At 26.6% G+C, this 20,550-nt stretch carries 19 protein-coding genes; 2 read left to right on the top strand and 17 right to left on the bottom strand.

The genetic code is table 11. The annotated features are described in order from the left end of the window. Positions 1–80 precede the first annotated feature (80 nt). Together lexA and gltX are read left to right on the top strand one after the other, a co-directional pair. On the top strand, positions 81–758 hold the full coding sequence (gene lexA / locus VP90_RS01465; RefSeq protein ID WP_262589277.1) for a transcriptional repressor LexA: 678 nt from the start codon (positions 81–83) through the stop codon (positions 756–758). 22 nt (positions 759–780) lie between these two features. Next, positions 781–2,178: a glutamate--tRNA ligase gene (gltX, locus tag VP90_RS01470; protein ID WP_262589278.1), complete on the top strand. Its 1,398-nt coding sequence runs from the start codon at positions 781–783 to the stop codon at positions 2,176–2,178. Here gltX and lpxB read toward each other — a convergent pair. The 17 genes from lpxB to proS all read right to left on the bottom strand — a co-directional run bounded on the left by lpxB (position 2,158) and on the right by proS (position 20,550). Then, positions 2,158–3,291, bottom strand: coding sequence for a lipid-A-disaccharide synthase (gene lpxB, locus VP90_RS01475; protein ID WP_262589279.1), 1,134 nt, complete (start codon positions 3,289–3,291; stop codon positions 2,158–2,160). The genes gltX and lpxB overlap by 21 nt on opposite strands. Next, positions 3,288–4,073, bottom strand: coding sequence for an LpxI family protein (locus VP90_RS01480; RefSeq protein ID WP_262589280.1), 786 nt, complete (start codon positions 4,071–4,073; stop codon positions 3,288–3,290). Before VP90_RS01480 ends, lpxB begins: the two co-directional genes overlap by 4 nt. Position 4,074: 1 nt before the next feature. After that, entirely contained in the window at positions 4,075–4,857 is a 783-nt protein-coding gene (gene lpxA / locus VP90_RS01485; RefSeq protein ID WP_262589281.1) for an acyl-ACP--UDP-N-acetylglucosamine O-acyltransferase, read from the bottom strand. Next, positions 4,854–5,834, bottom strand: coding sequence for a UDP-3-O-(3-hydroxymyristoyl)glucosamine N-acyltransferase (lpxD, locus tag VP90_RS01490; RefSeq protein WP_262589282.1), 981 nt, complete (start codon positions 5,832–5,834; stop codon positions 4,854–4,856). Before lpxD ends, lpxA begins: the two co-directional genes overlap by 4 nt. A 51-nt stretch (positions 5,835–5,885) precedes the next feature. Further along, positions 5,886–6,332: a 3-hydroxyacyl-ACP dehydratase FabZ gene (fabZ, locus tag VP90_RS01495; protein WP_262589283.1), complete on the bottom strand. Its 447-nt coding sequence runs from the start codon at positions 6,330–6,332 to the stop codon at positions 5,886–5,888. A 3-nt stretch (positions 6,333–6,335) separates the two neighbouring features. Beyond that, positions 6,336–6,848, bottom strand: a complete 513-nt coding sequence (locus VP90_RS01500) for an OmpH family outer membrane protein (RefSeq protein ID WP_262589284.1) — start codon at positions 6,846–6,848, stop codon at positions 6,336–6,338. Continuing rightward, the gene (gene bamA / locus VP90_RS01505; protein ID WP_262589285.1) at positions 6,848–9,088 is read right to left on the bottom strand and encodes an outer membrane protein assembly factor BamA; all 2,241 of its coding nucleotides are present in this window, start codon (positions 9,086–9,088) and stop codon (positions 6,848–6,850) included. The genes VP90_RS01500 and bamA overlap by 1 nt, the downstream gene beginning before the upstream one ends. 10 nt (positions 9,089–9,098) lie before the next feature. Further along, positions 9,099–10,262: a 1-deoxy-D-xylulose-5-phosphate reductoisomerase gene (locus tag VP90_RS01510; protein WP_262589286.1), complete on the bottom strand. Its 1,164-nt coding sequence runs from the start codon at positions 10,260–10,262 to the stop codon at positions 9,099–9,101. A 4-nt stretch (positions 10,263–10,266) separates the two neighbouring features. Then, positions 10,267–10,887, bottom strand: coding sequence for a phosphatidate cytidylyltransferase (locus VP90_RS01515; protein ID WP_262589287.1), 621 nt, complete (start codon positions 10,885–10,887; stop codon positions 10,267–10,269). Further along, entirely contained in the window at positions 10,887–11,561 is a 675-nt protein-coding gene (gene uppS, locus VP90_RS01520) for a polyprenyl diphosphate synthase (protein ID WP_262589288.1), read from the bottom strand. The genes VP90_RS01515 and uppS overlap by 1 nt, the downstream gene beginning before the upstream one ends. Further along, positions 11,558–12,109 carry a ribosome recycling factor gene (gene frr, locus VP90_RS01525; protein WP_262589289.1) on the bottom strand — a complete coding sequence of 184 codons (552 nt, stop codon included), beginning with the start codon at positions 12,107–12,109 and terminating at the stop codon, positions 11,558–11,560. Before frr ends, uppS begins: the two co-directional genes overlap by 4 nt. After that, positions 12,110–12,961, bottom strand: a complete 852-nt coding sequence (gene tsf / locus VP90_RS01530) for a translation elongation factor Ts (protein WP_262589290.1) — start codon at positions 12,959–12,961, stop codon at positions 12,110–12,112. Position 12,962: 1 nt separating this feature from the next. Next, the gene (rpsB, locus tag VP90_RS01535; protein WP_262589291.1) at positions 12,963–13,781 is read right to left on the bottom strand and encodes a 30S ribosomal protein S2; all 819 of its coding nucleotides are present in this window, start codon (positions 13,779–13,781) and stop codon (positions 12,963–12,965) included. A 129-nt stretch (positions 13,782–13,910) separates the two neighbouring features. Next, positions 13,911–17,327, bottom strand: coding sequence for a DNA polymerase III subunit alpha (gene dnaE, locus VP90_RS01540; protein WP_262589292.1), 3,417 nt, complete (start codon positions 17,325–17,327; stop codon positions 13,911–13,913). Further along, on the bottom strand, positions 17,320–17,997 hold the full coding sequence (locus VP90_RS01545) for an ABC transporter ATP-binding protein (RefSeq protein WP_262589293.1): 678 nt from the start codon (positions 17,995–17,997) through the stop codon (positions 17,320–17,322). Before VP90_RS01545 ends, dnaE begins: the two co-directional genes overlap by 8 nt. Next, positions 17,990–19,219 carry a lipoprotein-releasing ABC transporter permease subunit gene (locus tag VP90_RS01550; RefSeq protein WP_262589295.1) on the bottom strand — a complete coding sequence of 410 codons (1,230 nt, stop codon included), beginning with the start codon at positions 19,217–19,219 and terminating at the stop codon, positions 17,990–17,992. Before VP90_RS01550 ends, VP90_RS01545 begins: the two co-directional genes overlap by 8 nt. Beyond that, positions 19,216–20,550, bottom strand: coding sequence for a proline--tRNA ligase (gene proS / locus VP90_RS01555; protein ID WP_262589296.1), 1,335 nt, complete (start codon positions 20,548–20,550; stop codon positions 19,216–19,218). The genes VP90_RS01550 and proS overlap by 4 nt, the downstream gene beginning before the upstream one ends.

Below are 20,550 nucleotides of genomic sequence, written 5' to 3' on the forward strand. Positions count from 1 at the left end.
GCCCTATTTTACTCACTTTTTTTAGTATTGTTAAAACAAAAGAACTTTTATAGAACATATTTTGTACGATATTTGTTCTTATGCTAACAAAAAAACAAAAAAACCTGCTTTTATTTATCAACAAGAAGTTGAGAAGCTCTGGTGTATCTCCTTCTTACGAAGAGATGAAACAATCTCTAAACTTAAAATCAAAATCAGGTATTCATAGATTGATTAGCGCCTTAGAAGAAAGAGGATTTATTAAAAGATTAGCTCATAAAGCAAGAGCTTTAGAAGTGGTAAAATTGCCAGAAACAGCTTCAGCAAACGATATTTACAATAGTTTTTCACCAAGTGTTATCAAAGGTGGTTTAGACGAAGAAATTAACAATTCAGATGAAATGGAAGTGCCAGTATTAGGAAAAATTGCAGCAGGTACTCCTGTAGAAGCAATACAAAATGAAGTTTCAAGAATACCATTACCAAATAATTTAGAAAAAAATGGAGATTATTTTGGATTGAAAGTTCAAGGAGACTCAATGATTGAAGCTGGAATCCACGAGGGAGATACGGTTATTATTAAAAGAACAGATACAGCAGATAATGGAAAAATTGTAGTAGCATTAATTGACGAACACGAAGCAATGTTAAAAAGAATTCGTAAAAAAGGTAAAGTTGTTGCATTGGAAAGTGCAAATAGAAACTATGAAACCAAAATATTTGGCCCCGATAGAGTAAAAGTTCAGGGTGTTTTGGTATCTTTATATAGAAACTTCTAAAAAAATAGTCTAAACATCTCTGATGTCAAAAGTAGCAACTCGTTTTGCTCCCTCTCCTACTGGGGCTCTTCATATTGGTGGTGTTAGAACTGCATTGTTTAATTGGTTATATTCAAAAAATCAAAAAGGGACTTTTCATTTAAGAATTGAAGATACTGACAAAGAAAGATCGAAAGAAGAACACAAAATACAAATAATTAAATCCTTAAATTGGTTAGGAATAAAACATGATGGTGAAGAATATATTCAGTCAACAAAAATTGATGATCATGTAAAAATTGTACACGAATTATTAAAAAATGGATTTGCTTATAAATGTTACTGTTCACCTGAAGAGATAGAAGAGCAAAAAAAAAGGGCTAGACAAAAAAAGATACCTTATATTTACAACAGAAAATGGAGGGATGCAGAAGAAAAGGATGCTCCTAAAGAAATTAAACCTGTAATTAGATTTAAAAGTAAAATTGAAGGAAGTTCAATTCTTAAAGATTTGGTTCAAGGTGATGTTGAAATAGAAAACAGCACAATTGAAGATTTTGTAATATTAAGAAATGATGGAACTCCAACTTATAATTTATCAGCAACTGTAGATGATCATGAAATGGGAATGACACACATAATTAGGGGAGATGACCATAAAATAAATACCTTCAAACAAATTCAAATTTATGAAGTAATGAAATGGGATGTACCACTGTTTGCCCACATACCTTTAATTCACACAATAGAAGGTAAAAAATTATCTAAGAGAGATAATGCTTCAACATTAGATGACTATTCAAAAATTGGAATTATGCCTGATGCTTTAAGGAATTATTTACTAAGACTAGGATGGTCATATCAAGACAAAGAAATATTTACTTTAGAGGAAAGTATTAAATTTTTTAACTTAGAGGGTATTGGTAAATCACCATCAAAATTAGATATGAGCCGTATTTTATCAATGAATGAACATTATATCAAAAATATTGATGAAAATGATCTTTACGATCATCTTTTTAGATATTGTGAAGAATATAAAGATAAAATTGATACAGAAAAAGCAACAAAAATAAAATCATCTTTAGTATTTTTAAAAAACAAAGCAAAAACACTGGAAGAAATATTTAATAATGCAAAATATATTATTAACGATGAAGTTAATTTTAATGAAAATGATTTAAAACTAATTGACGATAAATCAAAAAAAATAATTAATGAATTTCAAGATGAAATTAAAAACTTAGAAAGTTTAACTAGAGATAATTTAGAACCAATAGTTAACAACTTGATAAAAAAACATGAAACAAATTTCAAAGGTGTAGGTCAACCGTTAAGAGTAGCTCTAACAGGATCTAAATTTGGTCCAGGTCTATATGATATTGTTATATCTTTAGGTAAAGCAGATGTTGAAAAAAGGTTAAGAAAGATAATTAATTAAGATTGAACTTGCCTCACCAGCAGATGAAGTTTTAGACCTGATACCCTCTAAAGTTTTAGAGGAGTCACTTACTTGTTTTTTCATCAACTCGGGATTTTTAAGAAAATAAATAACAGACCTATATATTTCATCTGCGTTACATTCTTTTTGAAGTAATTCAGGAATTACCTCTCGATTATTAATTATGTTTATAATATTTGCAAATTTTACATTAACTAACATTTTAAAAATCATAAAATTAATAAAACTAAGTTTATAAACAATAATTGATGGAACATTAAAATTACAAATTTGCAATGAAACCGTTCCAGATTTAGAAACAGCAAAAATAGATTTAGACAAAATTTCAGATTTAATATTTTCTTCAAAAACGATATCAATATTGTCAAAGTTATATTTTTTTACATATTCTAAAATTAAACTTTTATTTTCTTCGGTTGCATGAATATAAAAAAAATATTCATTATGTTTATTGTTCATTAATTTAATAAAATCCAATAATATAGGTAGCAAAACATTAATTTCAAAATTTCTGCTACCAGGAAATATAGATATTATTTTTTTATTTTTAGGTAAAATATTGTCAATATTTGTTTTGTTGTTTTGATTTCTTTCTATCAGAGGATGTCCAACAAAAGTATTATTAATATTTTCTTCATCAAAGTATTTTTTTTCGAATTCAAATAACAAAAGAATGTGATCAATAAATTTTTTAATTTTTTTAACTCTATTCTTTCGCCATACCCATACTTGAGGTGCTACATAATGAATTGTTTTAATGTTGCTGTTTATTTTTTTAACCTTTTCTGCTACTCGTAAAGTAAAATCAGGACTATCTACACTTAGCAATATATCAGGGTTAAATTTTACTATTTCTTCTACAGTTTTATTTATTTTTGATTTAATTCTAAAAATATTAAGTAATACACTTGTAAAACCTAAGTATGTAATTTCCTTCAAATCATAAATAGATTTAATTCCCTGATTCTTTAAGTGAGTACCTCCAACAGATAAATATTCAATTTCAGAATTTTCTAATTTTAATCTTGAAATTATAGTTGATGCAAGTTTGTCTCCTGATGGTTCGCCTGTTAATACAAAGATTTTTTTCATATAACTTTAACAAAAATTTTGTTCTTATTTGCAAAATTTAATACTTCTTTCTTATCGAGGAAAATATTCTTTTTAGATTTTAAAACGAGACCCTTTAATCCATATTTTTTAATATCTTTTAAAGTTTGCAAACCGATAGTTGGTAAATCCATTCTTAAATCTTGTTTATTTTTAGGTAATTTTATTAATATGCCTTGTGAATTTTTCTTTACTTTTGAAAGCATTTTTTTTGTCCCTTGCCTTCCCTCTTTTGCAATTATTTTTTCATCTTTGACAACTAAAGCCTGTATATGGTCTAAGCTATTAATTTTATTAAAATAATTTTTAGCTTTTTCAATTGAGCTGTTATCCTTCTTGTTAGGCTTAGTTTTCGTATAGTTTCCTTTTTTAAGAGATAGTTCTGGATTAAAGTAAATAGAACTAATTACTTTTATACCCTCATTTGCAAGGATATTAATTATTGATTTGATAATCGCAGCATCACCAACTTTGGAAGCTCTAATTACACTTGGCATATAGTAAATACCTTTTAAATCTAATCTAAGAGAAGTAAAATTAGGTTTAGCTATTTTGCCAGCAAATAATACTTTTTTACAATTTTTCTCTTTAATTAAATTTATTATTTGTCCAAATTTTCCAATACTTATTCTGTAAGAGTTTTTATCTTTAAGAAATTTATTATTTTTTGAAAAATCGATAACAAAATATTCTTTTTTTAATTTTTTTATTTTATTTAAAACTATTTCAGGAAAATCTGTATCACCTAAAAACAAACCAATCATTTTATTTTGAAAAAGGTGTGCAAATTGGTCTTTTTTTATCTTTTTCTATAAAATTAACTACCTCGGAAACTAATTCATTTTTTCGTAAATCATTTGATAAACTACTCAAATTTTCTGTCAAATTCTCATTCTTAAATATTGTTTTATAAGCTTCACTAAGGGATAATATTTCTTTATTTGGAATATTTTTTCTTCTCAAACCAATTAAATTTAATCCTTGCAATTTACTTCTGTTTCCATGCGCTATACCATATGGTATCACGTCTCTTACTACACCACACATACCGCCTATCATTGCAAATTTACCAACTCTAGTAAATTGTTGTACAGCTGAATTGCCACCAATTATGGCATTATCATCTACATGAGCATGACCCCCCAACGGAACATTATTTGCTAAAATAACATTATCACCAACTATACAGTCATGAGCAATATGAGAGGAAACCATAAAAAGACAATTATTGCCGACTATAGTTTTGCCACCACCGCCTTCGGTGCCTGGATTAATGGTTACATACTCTCTTATTTTATTGTTATCACCTATCTCTAATAATGTTTTTTCACCTTTAAATTTTAAATCTTGTGGATCATTTCCTATTGATGCAAATGGATAAATTTGATTATTTTTACCTATACTTGTATTGCCGGTGATATTAACATGAGATTGTACAACAGAACCTTCTCCAATTTCTACATCAGGGCCAATTATAGAATAAGGTCCTATTTTTACATTTTTAGAGATTTTAGCATTTGAATCAATAATTGCAGTTTTGTGTATCATTTATTACCTCTTAAAAAATCTCTTATATTTTTTGCTGGATAACCCATTACTTTTGTATTGTCGGGAATATTTTTTATTACACCAGAGCCACCTCCTATTTCTACATTATTGCCAATTTTAATATGTCCAGAAATTCCTGCTTGGCCACCTATTTTTACATTTGAACCAATAATTGAGCTACCAGCAATTCCTACCTGACCAGCTATAATAGAATTTTCTCCTACTTTAACATTATGAGCTATATGTATTTGATTATCCAAATATGTATTTTTGCCAATAACAGTATTCGACATCGAACCTCTATCGATAGTCGATCCACAACCTATTTCACAATTTTCCTCAATAATTACAATACCAATATGCGGATATCTTAAATTTTTATTTTTATTTGGAAAGAAACCAAAACCATGCTTTCCAACAACGCAATTATCTAAAACTTTTACGTTATTACTTATTAGTGAATTTCTTATTATTGTATTGGAACCTATTGAGCAATTGTCTCCGATAGAAACATTTTTTTCAATTATTGTATTATGACCAATCTTACAATTTGTACCTAATGATACATTTTTTCCAATCAATACATTCTTACCAGAAACTACTTTATCTTTAAAATATGTTTCTTGAATATCAATTGCACTATCATCAAAATCATCATTGATAGCATCTGGATAAAACATTGAAGTAATCTTAGACACACTCACTAATACATTTTCAACAGCTAGAGGGATACAAGATTTAGGAAGTTCATCTTTCAAAGAATCTGTGGTAATGCAATAAGAGGCCTTTGTCAGTTTAGCTAATTCTTTATATTTTTTTGAATGTAAAAATGTAATGTCAGAATTATTTGAACTGTATAAATCCTTTATATCTTTTACTTTAGTATCTGATTCCACAGATACATTTTTAATGTCTAGAAAATTTAAAATATCTCCAATTAAAAAAGGTCCTCTATTTTTAAAGAAAGGATTTGACATATTTGCTTTTAACAGAGCAACTATGTTAAAGTTATCAATATTTATTGCTATTTATTTCTTGTCTACAATTGTAGCTGACCAAATTGCATCAGCCATTTTAACCTCATTAACAAAAGCTTCACCTTTGTATTTCCAAACTCTACCATGAGATCTTATGGCCTCGATTTTTAATATTAATTTACAGTCAGGTATAACAGGATTTCTAAACCTAGCTTTTTCTACTCCCATTAAAAATACAAGTTTATTTTCATAAGTTGATCTATCTAAACCATGAGCTGTTAATGCAGCGGCAGCTTGACCAAATGACTCAACAATTAACACTCCTGGCATGACTGGTTGTCCAGGAAAATGTCCCTGCACGAAAAAACTATCTTTTTTTACATTCAATATAGCTGTTGCTGAGGTTAGTTTTACTATATCATGCAACTCATCAATTAATAACATTGGCTCTCTATGAGGTAAGAGATCAATTATTTGTTTCTTATCTAACTTATCCATATTTTAGTTTGTTTCTGAATTTATAATAATTAATATTTCATTAGTTATGTCAACATTAGAGTTGCCCATAAATATTTTTTTTTTGTCTAACAAAATACCTATAGAGTTCTCATCCATATAATTTTTAATAATTGGTGAAATTTTATTAAAAAAATTTGATAACTCTTTATCTCTATATTCACTGAATTTATTTACTAATAAATTTTTTTCTTTTCTAAAATCATCAATTTTATTTCTTAATAATAAAATTTCTTTATTATAAGCTTCTTTAGAAATTATTTTTTGTTTATTTTTAGTTTCATTTTCAAGTTTAGCCAATTCTTCACTTTTTTTTTTTAATAGTTCAATATTTTGTTTATCTAATTTATTAAGATTATCTAAAATTAATTTTCCCGAATTTGAATTTTGTATCAAGTAATCTAAATCTATGATTGCAATTTTATTATTAGCAAAACTATTTGCCGTAATGAAAAGAAAAATTAAACTAAAAAATAAAAATTTTAAATTTTTAAGCATTAAAAAGTTGTTCCAATGTTGAACCTAAATGTTTCCTCAATATCAGTGTCCTCTTTAGTAATTACCTCGGTTAAAGAAAATGTCAAAGGTCCAAGTACAGTGTACCAATCAACGCCTAAACCTATAGCGCTTCTAATTTTACTTCCATCATTTATAGAAGAGTCATAATCAACACCCCAAATATTTGCAGCATCTATAAATAAAACTGCGTCTAGGTTTTGAATGTTAGTAAATAATTGGGGCAATGTTGTATTAAAGTTCACTGTTGATACAAAATTACCTCCAATAAAGTCATTTCCATCTTTGGGACCAACTTTTCCACTTTCAAATCCTCTCAATCTTTTAGAAGGTACAAGTAATCTCTCTGTTAACTTGATATCATCTCCAGTTATAGAGTTTGCACTTTTTAACATTACAGAAAATGATGAAACATTATCTTCATATAATTCAGAAAAGATTTTGTAATCATATGTATTCGTTAAAGTATTATTTTCGCTTATTAATGGTAAATCAATATCATATTTTGAATAATACCCATCTGTAGTTTTAAATTTTTGGTTTCGTTTATCCAAAAAAAAGTCAAATTTTACAAAGGTGTCCCAATAATCACCTGTTTGCTTTTTTTGTCTTGCTGATGCAGTAGAATTAGTTTCAATTTTTTCATAAAAAGATCTTGTAGAAATTCCAAAATTAAAATCTTCAAATTGTTCGAAATCTGTACCAACTTCAAAGCCTGTTTTATTAGTTTTATAACCGCTCTTTTTTAGTCTGTCTATTTCTAGTGCTTGAATATTAAAGAAAACTGATTTGTCTGTATTATTAAATTTAGGATTTGTTACACTGAATTGTCCCTTAAATGTATCTGCAGTAACAGAGGCATTGGCATCTAAAGACAACCCTTTACCTAAATAATTATTTTCTTTAATTCCTACAGCAATCGTACCTCCTGATGTTCCTAAACCAGCCCCGGCAGAAATCTCGCCAGTTGGTTTTTCTTCAACACTTATATTTACAATTTTTGAGTCTTTTTCTGAACCATCGACAACTTCAGAGTTTACAGTTTTAAAGAAATTTAAGCTTTTTAAATTGTTTACAGATTTATTTAAAAGTATCTCATTATAGTTTCCGCCTTCATCAATTTCTAAATAATTTCTTATAACGTTTTCTCTAGTAATATTGTTTCCAAATATATTTATTCGTTCAAGATTGTTTCTTGCAACTTGTTCAATTTTAAAATTGATATTAAGTTGATTTACTTCTAAATTTTCTTCTAAAGTAGCCTTGATGCTCTGAAACTCCTCATTTATTGTAATTAAATCAATTTCATCTAAGATATTTTCAATATCCAAAATTGAGTAAGGTTGACCCTTTAAATCAAGTAATAAGTCGAAAAGAGATTTGTAGTTTTCCTTGTCAAAATCCGTAGGTAAAATGATATCCAAATCATTAAAATAAACTTTATCACCTGCGTTAATATTGTAAATAAGTTCAAAATCGTCATCATTGATTAATTTGGCAAAAGAGGAATTAACTACAATATTGTAATATCCTTTATTTAGAAAAAAGTTTTTTAATAAACGCTTATCAAATTCAATCAATTCTTCATTTAAAAATTTTTTATTGGATATAAATTTCCAAAATTTAGACTCTTCACTCACAATTACATCTCTTAATTTTTTATCTTTGAAAACTTTGTTTCCTATAAATGATATTTTGGTAATTTTGGCTCTTTTCCCTAAATCTATTTTATATGTTAAATCAACGTTGTTGTTGTCAAGTTTTTCAATATAGGGAGTTACTTCAGCAAAAAAAAATCCAAAATCTTTTAGAATTGTTTTAATTCTTTTAATCTCATCTGGTAATAATATTTTATTAAAAGCACTTCTTGGTTTTAATTGATAGTTTTTTTCAATTGCTTGAAGGTATTTTTTTGCTTTTATTCCATCAATATTAATATTCTCAATTAATGGAAACTCTTTTACTGTTATGTTTAAAAGATTATTTTCAATCTTAATAGAAATGTTTTCAAAAAAATTTGTATTATAAAGATTTTTTATAACTTCATTTAATTGATAATCTGTCATATCTTGATTCAATTTTACACCTGAGAACATTATGATTGTACTATCAGGTATACGATTGTTACCTTTAACTTTAATTTCATTAACAACATCCGCAAAGACGCTAAATGAAAATATATTGATATAAATAAGATTAATAATTAATAATTTTTTAAGCATAAACTGGAGTTTATATATCGTTTGACCGTATTTTTAAACGAACATAATGATTTAATTTTAATATTTCCTTGATATTTTGTGGAGAAATGTGTTTGTATTTACTGAACTTTTTATTATCTAAAATCTTAGTTAGTTTAGATATAATTTGATTAAATTTAATTTTTTTATTTAAAAATTGATTTACTAACTCATCATTTGCTGTAACTAAAATTGTTTCGAATAGTGAGTTCTTATTTGGCATTTTTTTTAAAATTTTGACCGATGGAAATTTTATAAAATTTACTTTTCTCAAATCCAATTTATTTAACTTAGTGATTTGAATCTGTTTATTACTAAAATTTAATTTCTTTTTTGTGTCAAATAAAGAATTATAAATTGGTATCATCATATTTGTATTATGAGCAATTAATTCTATTATGCCATTTTTAAATTCTACAATTGCATGCAAATATGAGTTGGGATTTATAAATATTGATAGTTTTTTATAACTAATATTAAATACTTTTTTTGCTTCAATAACTTCAAAAACTTTGTTCATCATTGTTGCAGAGTCAATTGAAATTTTTTTACCCATTTTCCAATTTGGATGTTTTAGAGCATCATTAATTTTTATTTTTTTAAAATTTTTTATGTGTAAATTTAAAAAGGGTCCACCTGATGCAGTTAAAAAAATCTTATCAATCAAATTTTTGTTTTCTTTTAAAGCATACCAAATAGAAAAATGTTCTGAGTCAACTGGAATAAATTTAGTTTTATATTTTAATAATTTTTTATTAATAAGATTCCATCCACAAATAATTGACTCTTTATTTGCGATTGCAATAGTATTTGTATACTCGATGATATTCAAAGTAGGATATAAACCAGCCAAACCAACAATAGAGGACATTGTGTAATCTATTTTGTTTTTAAATATTTTTGAGAAACAATCAAAATCATCAAATATTTTAATCACTTTATTTTTATTTTCTTTTCTAAAATTTTTATTACTTACAGGATCTGTTATAATTACATTTTTTACATTAAATTTTTGTGTTTGTTTTAGCAATTCTTTATAATTTTTATTTGCTGTTAAAAGTTGAATTTGAAAATTTTGTTTTTCTTTAGCAACTATTTTAAGTAAATATTTTCCTATTGAACCTGTAGAACCTAATATTGCAATTTTTTTTTTCATTAAATTAAAAATTTATTAAATTTAGTAAATAGAAAGTAGGTAAAGCAAACAGGATACCGTCTATTCTATCAAGTATTCCTCCATGACCTGGTATTAAATTGCCTGAATTTTTAATGTTAGATTTGCGTTTAAAAAAAGACACAAAAATATCACCAATTTGACTTGCGGTTGAGAGTAAAACTGTTGAAAATATTAGATTTGCATTAAAAATATTTAATTGCAGAAAAAAATCTTTTAATAAAAAAATTAACAATATTGAAATTAAATATCCTCCAAACATACCAGCATAAGTTTTATTAGGACTAATTTTGGTTAACTTGGGACCCTTGAATATATTTCCAAAAACATATCCTCCAATATCTGTAGAAGCACATACTAATATAACAAAAAAAATTTTTTCTTTATCAATAGAAGTTTGGTAAAATAAATAAAAACAAAGAATAAAATATATATAACCAAAAAATTTATATATTTTGTCTTTTGCAATTAAATTCCACTCATAACAAGAAATAAAAAAACATATTATAGTAAACAGTATTAATAAATACGAACCTACATTAATAACAATAAAAATTAATGGTAAAAGAAAAAAAGAACTCAATATTCTTTTTGTTAAATTGCTCATTATATACTTCCAAAATTTCTCTTAATTCTTTTAAATTTTTTTATTATTATTTCGAAATCTTTTTCATTGAAGTCTGGCCATAGTTTTTTTTCAAAAAAAATTTCTGAATAAGAAAGTTGCCATAATAAAAAATTACTTAGTCTATTTTTGTTTCCAGTTCTTATAAGTATGTCTGGATCAGGAATATTTTTAGTAAATAAAAATTTTTCAAAATTTTTTTCATTTACTCTTATTTTGTTTTTAATAATTTTTTTTATTGATGTTATAATTTCATTTCTTGATCCATAATTCAGTGCTAAATTAACTTGAATTTTATTGTTATTTTCAGTTTTTTTTTCAGCATAATTCAACAATTTAAATATTTTCTTATTTAGATTTTTACTTCCTATAATTTTAATTTTAATATTTTCTTTATTCAGTTCATCTATTTTTTCACTTATAAAAAACTCTAAAAGTTTAAAAAGGTAATTTATTTCAGATTTTGGTCTCTTCCAATTTTCAGTAGAAAAAGCAAAAAGTGTTAAATATTTAATTTTTTTTTTAATTGAATGTTTGATTATTTTTTCAACTGTATCTAAACCAGCTCTATGTCCAGCATTTCTTGATTTTTTATACTTAATTCCCCACCTACCATTGCCATCCATAATAATGGCTACATGATTTAAGTGATTCATATTGTCATTATTTCTTTTTCTTTTAAAGAAACTTTTTCATCTACTGATATAATATGTTCATCAGTTATAGCTTGTATTGTTTTTTCTTTTGATTTTTCGTCATCTTCTCCAATATCTTTTGATTTAAGTAATTTTTTGAGTTCTTCATTAGCTTCTCTTCTGATATTTCTTATAGAAACCTTGCATTTTTCTCCAATAGATTTAATTATTTTTTTTAACTCTGCTCTACGTTCCTCGTTTAACTCAGGAATTGGCAGTCTAATTAATTGACCATCTATTTGAGGGTTTAAACCCAAATCAGATTTCTTTATTGCAGCATCTAAAAGCGGAACATTATTAATATCCCATACTTGAATATTAATCATTCTAGGCTCAGGAGTAGTTATACTTCCAATTTGATTGATTGGCATTTGTTGACCATAGACGTCAACTTTAACCAAATCTAGCATTGCTGCATTTGCTCTTCCTGTCCTTAAAGAAGATAACTCTTTAGAAAACACATCTATGGCTTTATCCATTTTTACACCATAAGATTTTTCATCAAACATTTACTCTCCTATTTTTATTCTGAAAAATTCTTTAATTTTTAAATCTGCTATTGAAAGTTCTTTAACTATATCTTGAACTTTTTTCTTTGGTTCCATAACCCAAGCCTGTGTTAAAAGAGCATTCTCTTCTTTAAACTTATTCATTTTCCCAAAGCTAATTTTTTTTGCTATTTCATCAGGTTTGCCTGAATTTTTTAATTCTTCAGCAACAAGTTCTTGTTCTTTATCTATAACTGCTTGGTCTATTAAATTTGATTCTAATGCCAAAGGATTTGAAGCAGCAATATGCATAGATAATTGTTTGCCAAATGATTTAACTGTATCTGATTTATCGCTTGTATCAAGAGATACTAATACTGCTAATTTTGCTACATTATCTTTTACAACTGTATGTAGGTAATGGTTATTTACTCCACTTTTATTTTCAATAGTTTTTGATTTTCCAATCGTAATTTTTTCACCAATTTTTGCAATTAGAGCTACCAAATTATCATCTACACTTTGCCCATTTTTCATATTTGCTTTTTTTAATTCTTCTTGATTAGAGCTATGTTTGTTGTTTAATTCACTTAATTCCTTAACAAAGCTTATAAAGTCATCATTTTTTGCAACAAAATCGGTTTCACAATTTACTTCAATTACTGAAGTTTTGTTTTCGTCACCAGATACTACAACAACTCCTTCTTTTGCATCTCTAGACATTTTTTTTGAAGCTTTAGATATTCCTTTAACTCTAAGAATTTCAATTGCTTTATCTAAATCTCCACCAGATTCTTTAATTGCTAAATTACAATCTTTAAACCCTGCGCCTGTTGCTTCTCTTAATTTTTTTACTTTTTCTATATCACTCATATTAATTCAACTTTCCTTTATCTTCGTTAGAGAATTTTTTTTCTAATTTTTCTCTATCAATTTCTTGAATAGTTTTGTTTTTTATATCATCATTAACATTCTTTGCTTTTTCTTGCTTGGGCTCAGATGATTGGATTGAACTTTTTGCATTATTAATTGTTTCTTTAATTAAATTACAATAAAGATCTATTGCTCTTCTTGCATCATCATTTCCTGGGATTGGGTAATCAATATTATCTGGATTAGAATTGCTATCTAGAATAGCAATTATAGGAATACCTAATTTTGAAGACTCGGCTATAGCTAATGACTCATAATTAGTATCAATTACAAAAACTAATTCAGGTACTTTCTTCATTTCTGCAATTCCGCCTAATGATCTTTGAAGTTTATCTTTTTTAACGCTCATTTTAAGAAGTTCTTTTTTAGTGAAACCTCTGTTTTCAGCCGTCAAATCAATTTCTAATTTTTTTAACTTTTTAATTGAATTAGATATTGTTCCCCAATTAGTTAACATTCCACCTAACCATCTGTAGTTCACAAAGTACTGATCTGTTTCTTTAGCAACTTCTGCTATTGCTTCTGATGCTTGTTTTTTAGTTGATACAAATAAAATTTTTCCATTATTTGCTATTGTATTATAGACTTTTTCCAAAGCCACTTTAGTTAACTCAAGTGTTTGTGTTAAATCTATAATGTGAATTGAATCTCTTTTTCCAAAAATGTATTTCTTCATTTTTGGATTCCATCTCAAAGTCTTATGTCCAAGATGAACGCCTGCTTCTAATAATTGTTGAATTGTAACGTTAGGTATTTTCATATTTATTCCCGGTTAAGCCACCACAGTAATTTCCAATTAAGGACCGGAGGTATAAAACCAACAACTGTGTGCGTGTTAATTTAATTTAATGGTTATTTACAAATATTTAGCAAAATTGACAAGTTTTATTTAGCTAATTTCTGCTTGAATTTGCTGTTTTCTTAAAAGATTTAAAGATTTTCTATCAAGATTTATTGGTTTTTTTAATTGAAAATTTAAAATTTGATCTTCTGTTGAGAGATTAAATTTTACTTGGGTTTTACCGTCTTGATTTAAGAACTTTGAAATCTCTTGGATTTGTTCAATAGATTTAACATTAAAGGATATTTCATTAATTGGACTATTAAATAAATCTTTCAAAGAAGCTATTTTTTGAACATTAATTCTTTTAAAACGGTTTTCATCATTGGAAATATTCTTAACTAAGGTCAAAATTAATGAGTTACCTTCTTTTAAGATTTTTCTATTTAATTCTAACAAATCTGAAAAAATAAATATTTCAAATACATTATTTAAATCTGTTAACTTTAAAACAGCATACGCATTTCCTTTAGCGGTTTTTCTCTCTTGAACTTTAAGTAATGTTGCAGCTACATTAACATTTTCTGAATTATCATCTGATATAAATTTTGTATAATCATTAATTTTGTAATCATCAAAAATATCTGTAAATTGATTTAATGGATGATCAGATATAAAAAATCCTACTGCTTCAAATTCTTTTGATAATCGCTCTTCAAATTTCCAATCTTCTATTTTAACTATAATGTCTTCCTCTGTTTCAATGTTATCAGAAAATAAATCTATTTGATTGGCTAGCTTATTTTCAGAAATATTTTTATTTTTTAAAATTAAATTAGGTATTGAGTTAAAGATTGCTTGTCTATTTGAGTTTAAATTATCAAATGCTCCTGCTTTTACTAATCCCTCTAATTGTAATTTATTTATATCTTTTGGATTAACTCTATTTATAAAGTCATTAATAGACTTAAATTTTCCATTTAACTCTCTTTCTTCAATAATATTAGAAATTGCCTCATAACCTACAGCTTTAATTCCACCTAAGGCATAATAAAATTTTCCATCAATAGTTCTAAAATCAGCAAAACATTCATTGATATCAGGTCTAATTGTTTCAACATTAAGTCTTTTTAATTCTTCATAAAACTCGCTTAATTTATTTTGATTAGAAATATCCATAGTCATTGATGCAGCAATAAATTCTTTAGGATAATAAGTTTTTAAATAAGCAGTTTGATAAGAAATTATTGCATAAGCTGCAGCATGACTTTTGTTAAAACCATATTCTGCAAAAGGCTCTATTTTTAAAAATATTCCGGCCGCAACGTCTTTAGCAATTCCATTTTTAACTGCTCCAGTAATAAAACCTTGTTTTTGTTTCTCTAGTTCTGCTCTCTTCTTTTTACCCATTGCTCTTCTTAAAAGATCGGCTTGACCCGCAGTAAATCCTGAGAGTTTTTGAGCAATCTGCATTACTTGCTCTTGATAAATAATTACCCCATATGTGGGTTTTAAAATATCTTCCAATAATGGGTGTAAGTAATCAGGTTTTTGCTTTCCATGTTTACAGTCGTTATAGGTTGGTATGTTGCTCATTGGGCCTGGTCTATATAATGCTACTAGTGCAATAATATCTTCAATATGATTTGGCTTCATATGAAGCAAAGCTTCTCTCATTCCAGCACTTTCAATTTGAAATAAGCCTACTGTTTTACCAGATGATAATAGATCAAAAACTTTCTGATCATCAAAATCTATTTCTTCAATATTAAATTTTTTATCTTTTTTTCTAATTAATTTTTGAGTGTTATTTATTACCGTTAATGTCTTTAACCCTAAAAAATCAAATTTAATTAAACCAGCATTTTCAGCTGAATACATATCAAATTGTGTTGAAGGTAAAAGTAAATCTGCAGAAGTATCTTTATATAAAGGAACCACTTCTGTTAATTTTTTATCTGCAATCACAACTCCTGCTGCATGAGTAGCAACGTTTCTATTAAGACCTTCTAATTTTAATGATAACTCTGTTAATTTTTTTACTCTAGTATCTTCATTAATTAGCTTTTGTAATCTTGGCTCTCCAGCTATACATTGGGTTAAGTTTTGAGGTCTAGAAGGATCAAAAGGTATCATTTTTGATATGCTGTCAATAAACCCATAAGGTAATCCCATAACTCTACCGACATCTCTGATCACCATCCTTGCTTTAAGTTTACCAAAAGTAATTATGTGAGCTACACTATCTTTGTATTTTTTTGTTAAATATTCGAAAACAAGGTCTCTTTTATCCTCACAAAAATCTATATCAAAATCAGGCATAGAAATTCGGTCTGGATTTAAAAATCTCTCAAAAATTAAATTAAACTTAATTGGGTCAACATCAGTAATTGATATACACCAAGCAACCAATGATCCAGCACCTGAACCTCTACCAGGACCAACTGGTATATCATTTTCTTTAGCCCATTTTATATAATCAGATACAATTAAAAAATAACTTGAATATTTCATTTTAATAATTATTGAAAGTTCATGATCTAGTCTTTCTTTGTAAAGGAGAAAATTTTTATCATTTTCAAGTTCGCTATCTTTAACATTAAAAACTTTTAAAAATTTATCTCGCAGTCCTTCTAAAGAATATTTAGTTAAAAGATCATCTGCATTACCATCTTTATCAGTACTAATGTTTGGCAATATAGGATTAGAGAATAATGGTCTAAAATTACATCTTAAAGGAAAGTTATAATTGTTTTCTAATGCCTCTGGTATATCAGCAAATAACTCTGTCATTTCAGAGTTAGTTTTTAAATAATGTTGATCGCTTAATTTTAATCTATTTTTTTCATTAATATAGGTTTTGTTACCAATACAAATCAAAGCATCATGTGCTTCATGCATATCTTTTGATAAATAAAAAACTTCATTAGTAGCAATTATTGGTATCTCTAGTTCTATAGACTTTTTTAGATTAAATTTTTCAAACCCATTTTCATTAGTGTCGTTGTGTCGTTGAATTTCTAAATAAAACCTATCTCCAAAAACTTCTTTAATTTTTGAATAAATTTCGTTTATTTCTATAAATTTTCCTTTATCAAATAATTTTCCAAAAAGACCTAAAACTGTACCTGAAAAAACTGAAACACCATCAGAATTTTTTAATAATTCATCAAAATTTACATGAGGGTCACTTAATTCATCATTTTCTAAATATGAATTCGAGGACAATTCAATAATGTTTTTATAACCTATTTCGTTCAAGGCAAATAAAGGTAACAATCCAGTTGTATCATTTAGTTTAAAATTAATTTGAGTACCAATAATTGGCTGTGTTCCTGATTTAGAAATTTTTTCTGCAAATTCTAAAGCTCCACATAAATTAGAAGTGTCACTTATTCCTAAAGATTTAATTTTGTTTGATTTACAATATTCTTGTAAATCATCAATCTTGGCTGCGCCTTCACATATAGAATATTGTGTATGAACTTTTAAATGATTAAAGTTTTGATTTAATGATTCAGACATTTGATGATCGTATAATACCATCTCTCATCTCCAATAGGCAATCTGCCTTATTAGCAAAAAATCTATTGTGAGTTGCAAATATTATTAATCTATCTGATTTTTTTTGATTATATAAAAGTTTAAAAACTTCTTTTGCTGTATTCATATCCAAACTACCTGTTGGCTCATCTGCCAAGATTATTTCAGGATCATTTATGATAGCTCTTGCTATAGCTACTCTTTGAGCCTCACCACCTGAAAGTTGTGAAGGAAAGTGTTTTGATCTATTTGAAAGACCAATTTTTTTTAATAATTTTTTAGCCTTTGTAATTGCTAATTCTTTGTCATTATTGTTAGCAAGTGATGCTAAATAAATATTTTCGATGGCAGTAAAATCAGAAAGAAGATTGTTTTGTTGATAAACAATACCAATTTTTTTTGATCTAAAAATATCATTTTCTTCTGTGTCATTAAAATTAATTTGATTTTGATTAAACTTAATTTGACCAGATGAAGGTCTGTCTATTAAAGAAATTAAATTTAACAAAGTTGATTTACCTGAACCAGAAGGGCCCATGATTGAATAAATTTTACCTTTTTCAAAATTTTGTGACAAACGTTTTAAGACTTTAATCTTTTTTTCAGTCTCAAAGCTTTTAGATATACTTTTTAATTCTAAATACTTACTCATATTTCAAAGATTTAATTGGATCTAATCTAGCCGCTTTAAAAGCTGGAAAAATTGATACTAAAATAGTTATAATTATGGAGCAAACTGAAATTAGAATAATTGATGTCGGATTGATCTCAGAAGGCATCTTGCTTAAAAAATATATTTCTTCAGGAAATAAACTTATATTGAAAACTGAGCTTAAAAATTGTCTAAAATTTTCAATATAAATAGAAAAAGTAACACCTAAAAAAATACCAAAAATTGTTGCCGAAGTACCTATTATTACTCCAACTAAAAAAAATATTTTAATTATTGATTTATTTAATACTCCAATTGATTTTAAGATAGCAATATCCCTCGTTTTGTTTTTTACTAAAATAGTTAATCCTGAAATAATATTAAATGCAGCAACAATTATTATTAGTGACAAAATAATAAACATAACATTCCGTTCAACTTTTAGAGCTGAAAATAATGAGCTATTCATATCTGCCCAACTAAAAACAAACTCATCATCAAAAACTTCTTTCACTATTAATTTATGGGAATCAATATTATTTGGATTTTTCAGATAAATTTCTAAATTTCTTTCATTGCGATCGTATCCAAAGAACTCTTCTAAAACATTAAGTTCAATAAATGCAATATTGTTATCAAATTCTGCTAAACCACTATTAAAAATTGAATTAACAATAAAAGTTTTTTGTTTTGGCATACTGCCAATTATTGTTTGAACACCAGATGGTGACATTAGAGTCAATTCATCTCCTATTTCAAGATCTAGAGAAAAACTTAATTCACTTCCAATTGATATGAAATTTTCATCAAATTGATTTAATTCACCTTTGAATTTTTCATTAGTTAGTACCTCTAAATTTAAAAGATCATTTTGTTTATAGCCTCGTAACACTATTCCTTTGGTATTATTGTTTTTAAGGATAATTGCTTCTCCTGAATTACTAAAAATAATATTCTTAGAGATTGACTTTAGCTTTTTATTTATTTTAGTTTCATCTATTGAATTTGAATAAGGTTTAACAGTTACGTGTGAATTAAATCCTACAATTTTATTGATTAATTCAGTTCTAAAACCATTCATTACTGACATAACAATAATAAGAACTGCAACACCTAGACTTATTCCAATAAAGGAAAATATTGAAATGACATTTAAAAAGCCATCTTTTTTTCTAGCTTTTAAAAATCTAAAAGTAATTTCTTTTTCTAAAGTAGAAATCAAATTGAATTTTTTTGTTTATTAATAATTTCTATAATTTTATTTAGAGGTAAGTTTTGAGTTTCACCACCTGTTTCTATGAACTCTAGTAAATCACCCTCACTCTTCTTGCCAATGATAATTTGGTATGGAGCCCCAATCAAATTCATTTTTTTAATTTTTGATGAAAAATTTTCATCAGTGTCATCAATAATAGCGTCAATATTATTTTTTAATAACTCATTATTAATATTATTAGCCTTATCTAGTGCTGAATTATCATTTTTATTTATCATCGGTATCAATGCAATATGATATGGAGCAACAGACAATGGCCATTTCATGATTTCATTTTTTTCATCATATTTTGCCTCTATTATAGCCCCTACTAACCTTGATACACCAATTCCATAAGAACCCATTTTAACAAAATCTTTTTTTCCACCTGGTAAATCTACTGATGCATTCATAGGTTTTGAATATTTGTCTCCAAAATAAAATATATGGCCTACCTCAATACCTTTTGTGATTAATTGATTTTCCTTAGAAACTATTTTTTCAAATTCATGTTTGTTAAACTTTTCATCAGTCACAGCATAAAATTGCTCATATTTTTTTCTCATTTCTTCTAATGAAGATTTTTCTAATTTAGTATCATCGCTGTTTAAGTCAAAAATTCTTTTATCAGTAAAAATTTTACTTTCTCCTGTGTCTGCTAGGATAATAAATTCATGAGACAAATTTCCTCCAATTGGACCTGTGTCAGCAGCCATAGGTATTGCAGTTAGGTCTAATCTTTTAAAAGTTTTTAAATATGAAAGAAAAAATTTATTATAAGAAAAAAAAGCTTCTTCATCTGATACATCAAATGAATAGGCATCTTTCATATAAAACTCTCTCCCCCTCATTATTCCAAATCTAGGTCTTATTTCGTCTCTAAATTTCCATTGTATATGGTACACAAGTTGGGGTAATGATTTATAAGATTTAATTGAAGATCTAAAAATTTCTGTAACTTGTTCTTCATTGGTAGGTCCATAAAGCATTTCTCTATTTTGACGATCAGTTATTCTAAGCATCTCCTCACCATAATCATCATATCGACCACTTTCTTTCCATATCTCACTAGATTGAATTGTTGGCATTAATATTTCTTGAGCGCCAATCTTATTTTGCTCTTCTCTAACAATTTGTTCTATTTTTTTCATTACCTTAAAGCCTAAAGGTAACCATGAGTATATCCCTGCAGAAGCTTGCTTTATCATACCAACTCTTAACATTAATTGATGAGATTTAATTTTTGCTTCAGAAGGATTATTTTTTAATATCGGAATAAATGAATTTGATAAAAGCAT

Source organism: Candidatus Pelagibacter ubique HIMB140, from assembly GCF_025558165.1.
GTDB lineage: Bacteria > Pseudomonadota > Alphaproteobacteria > Pelagibacterales > Pelagibacteraceae > Pelagibacter > Pelagibacter ubique_T.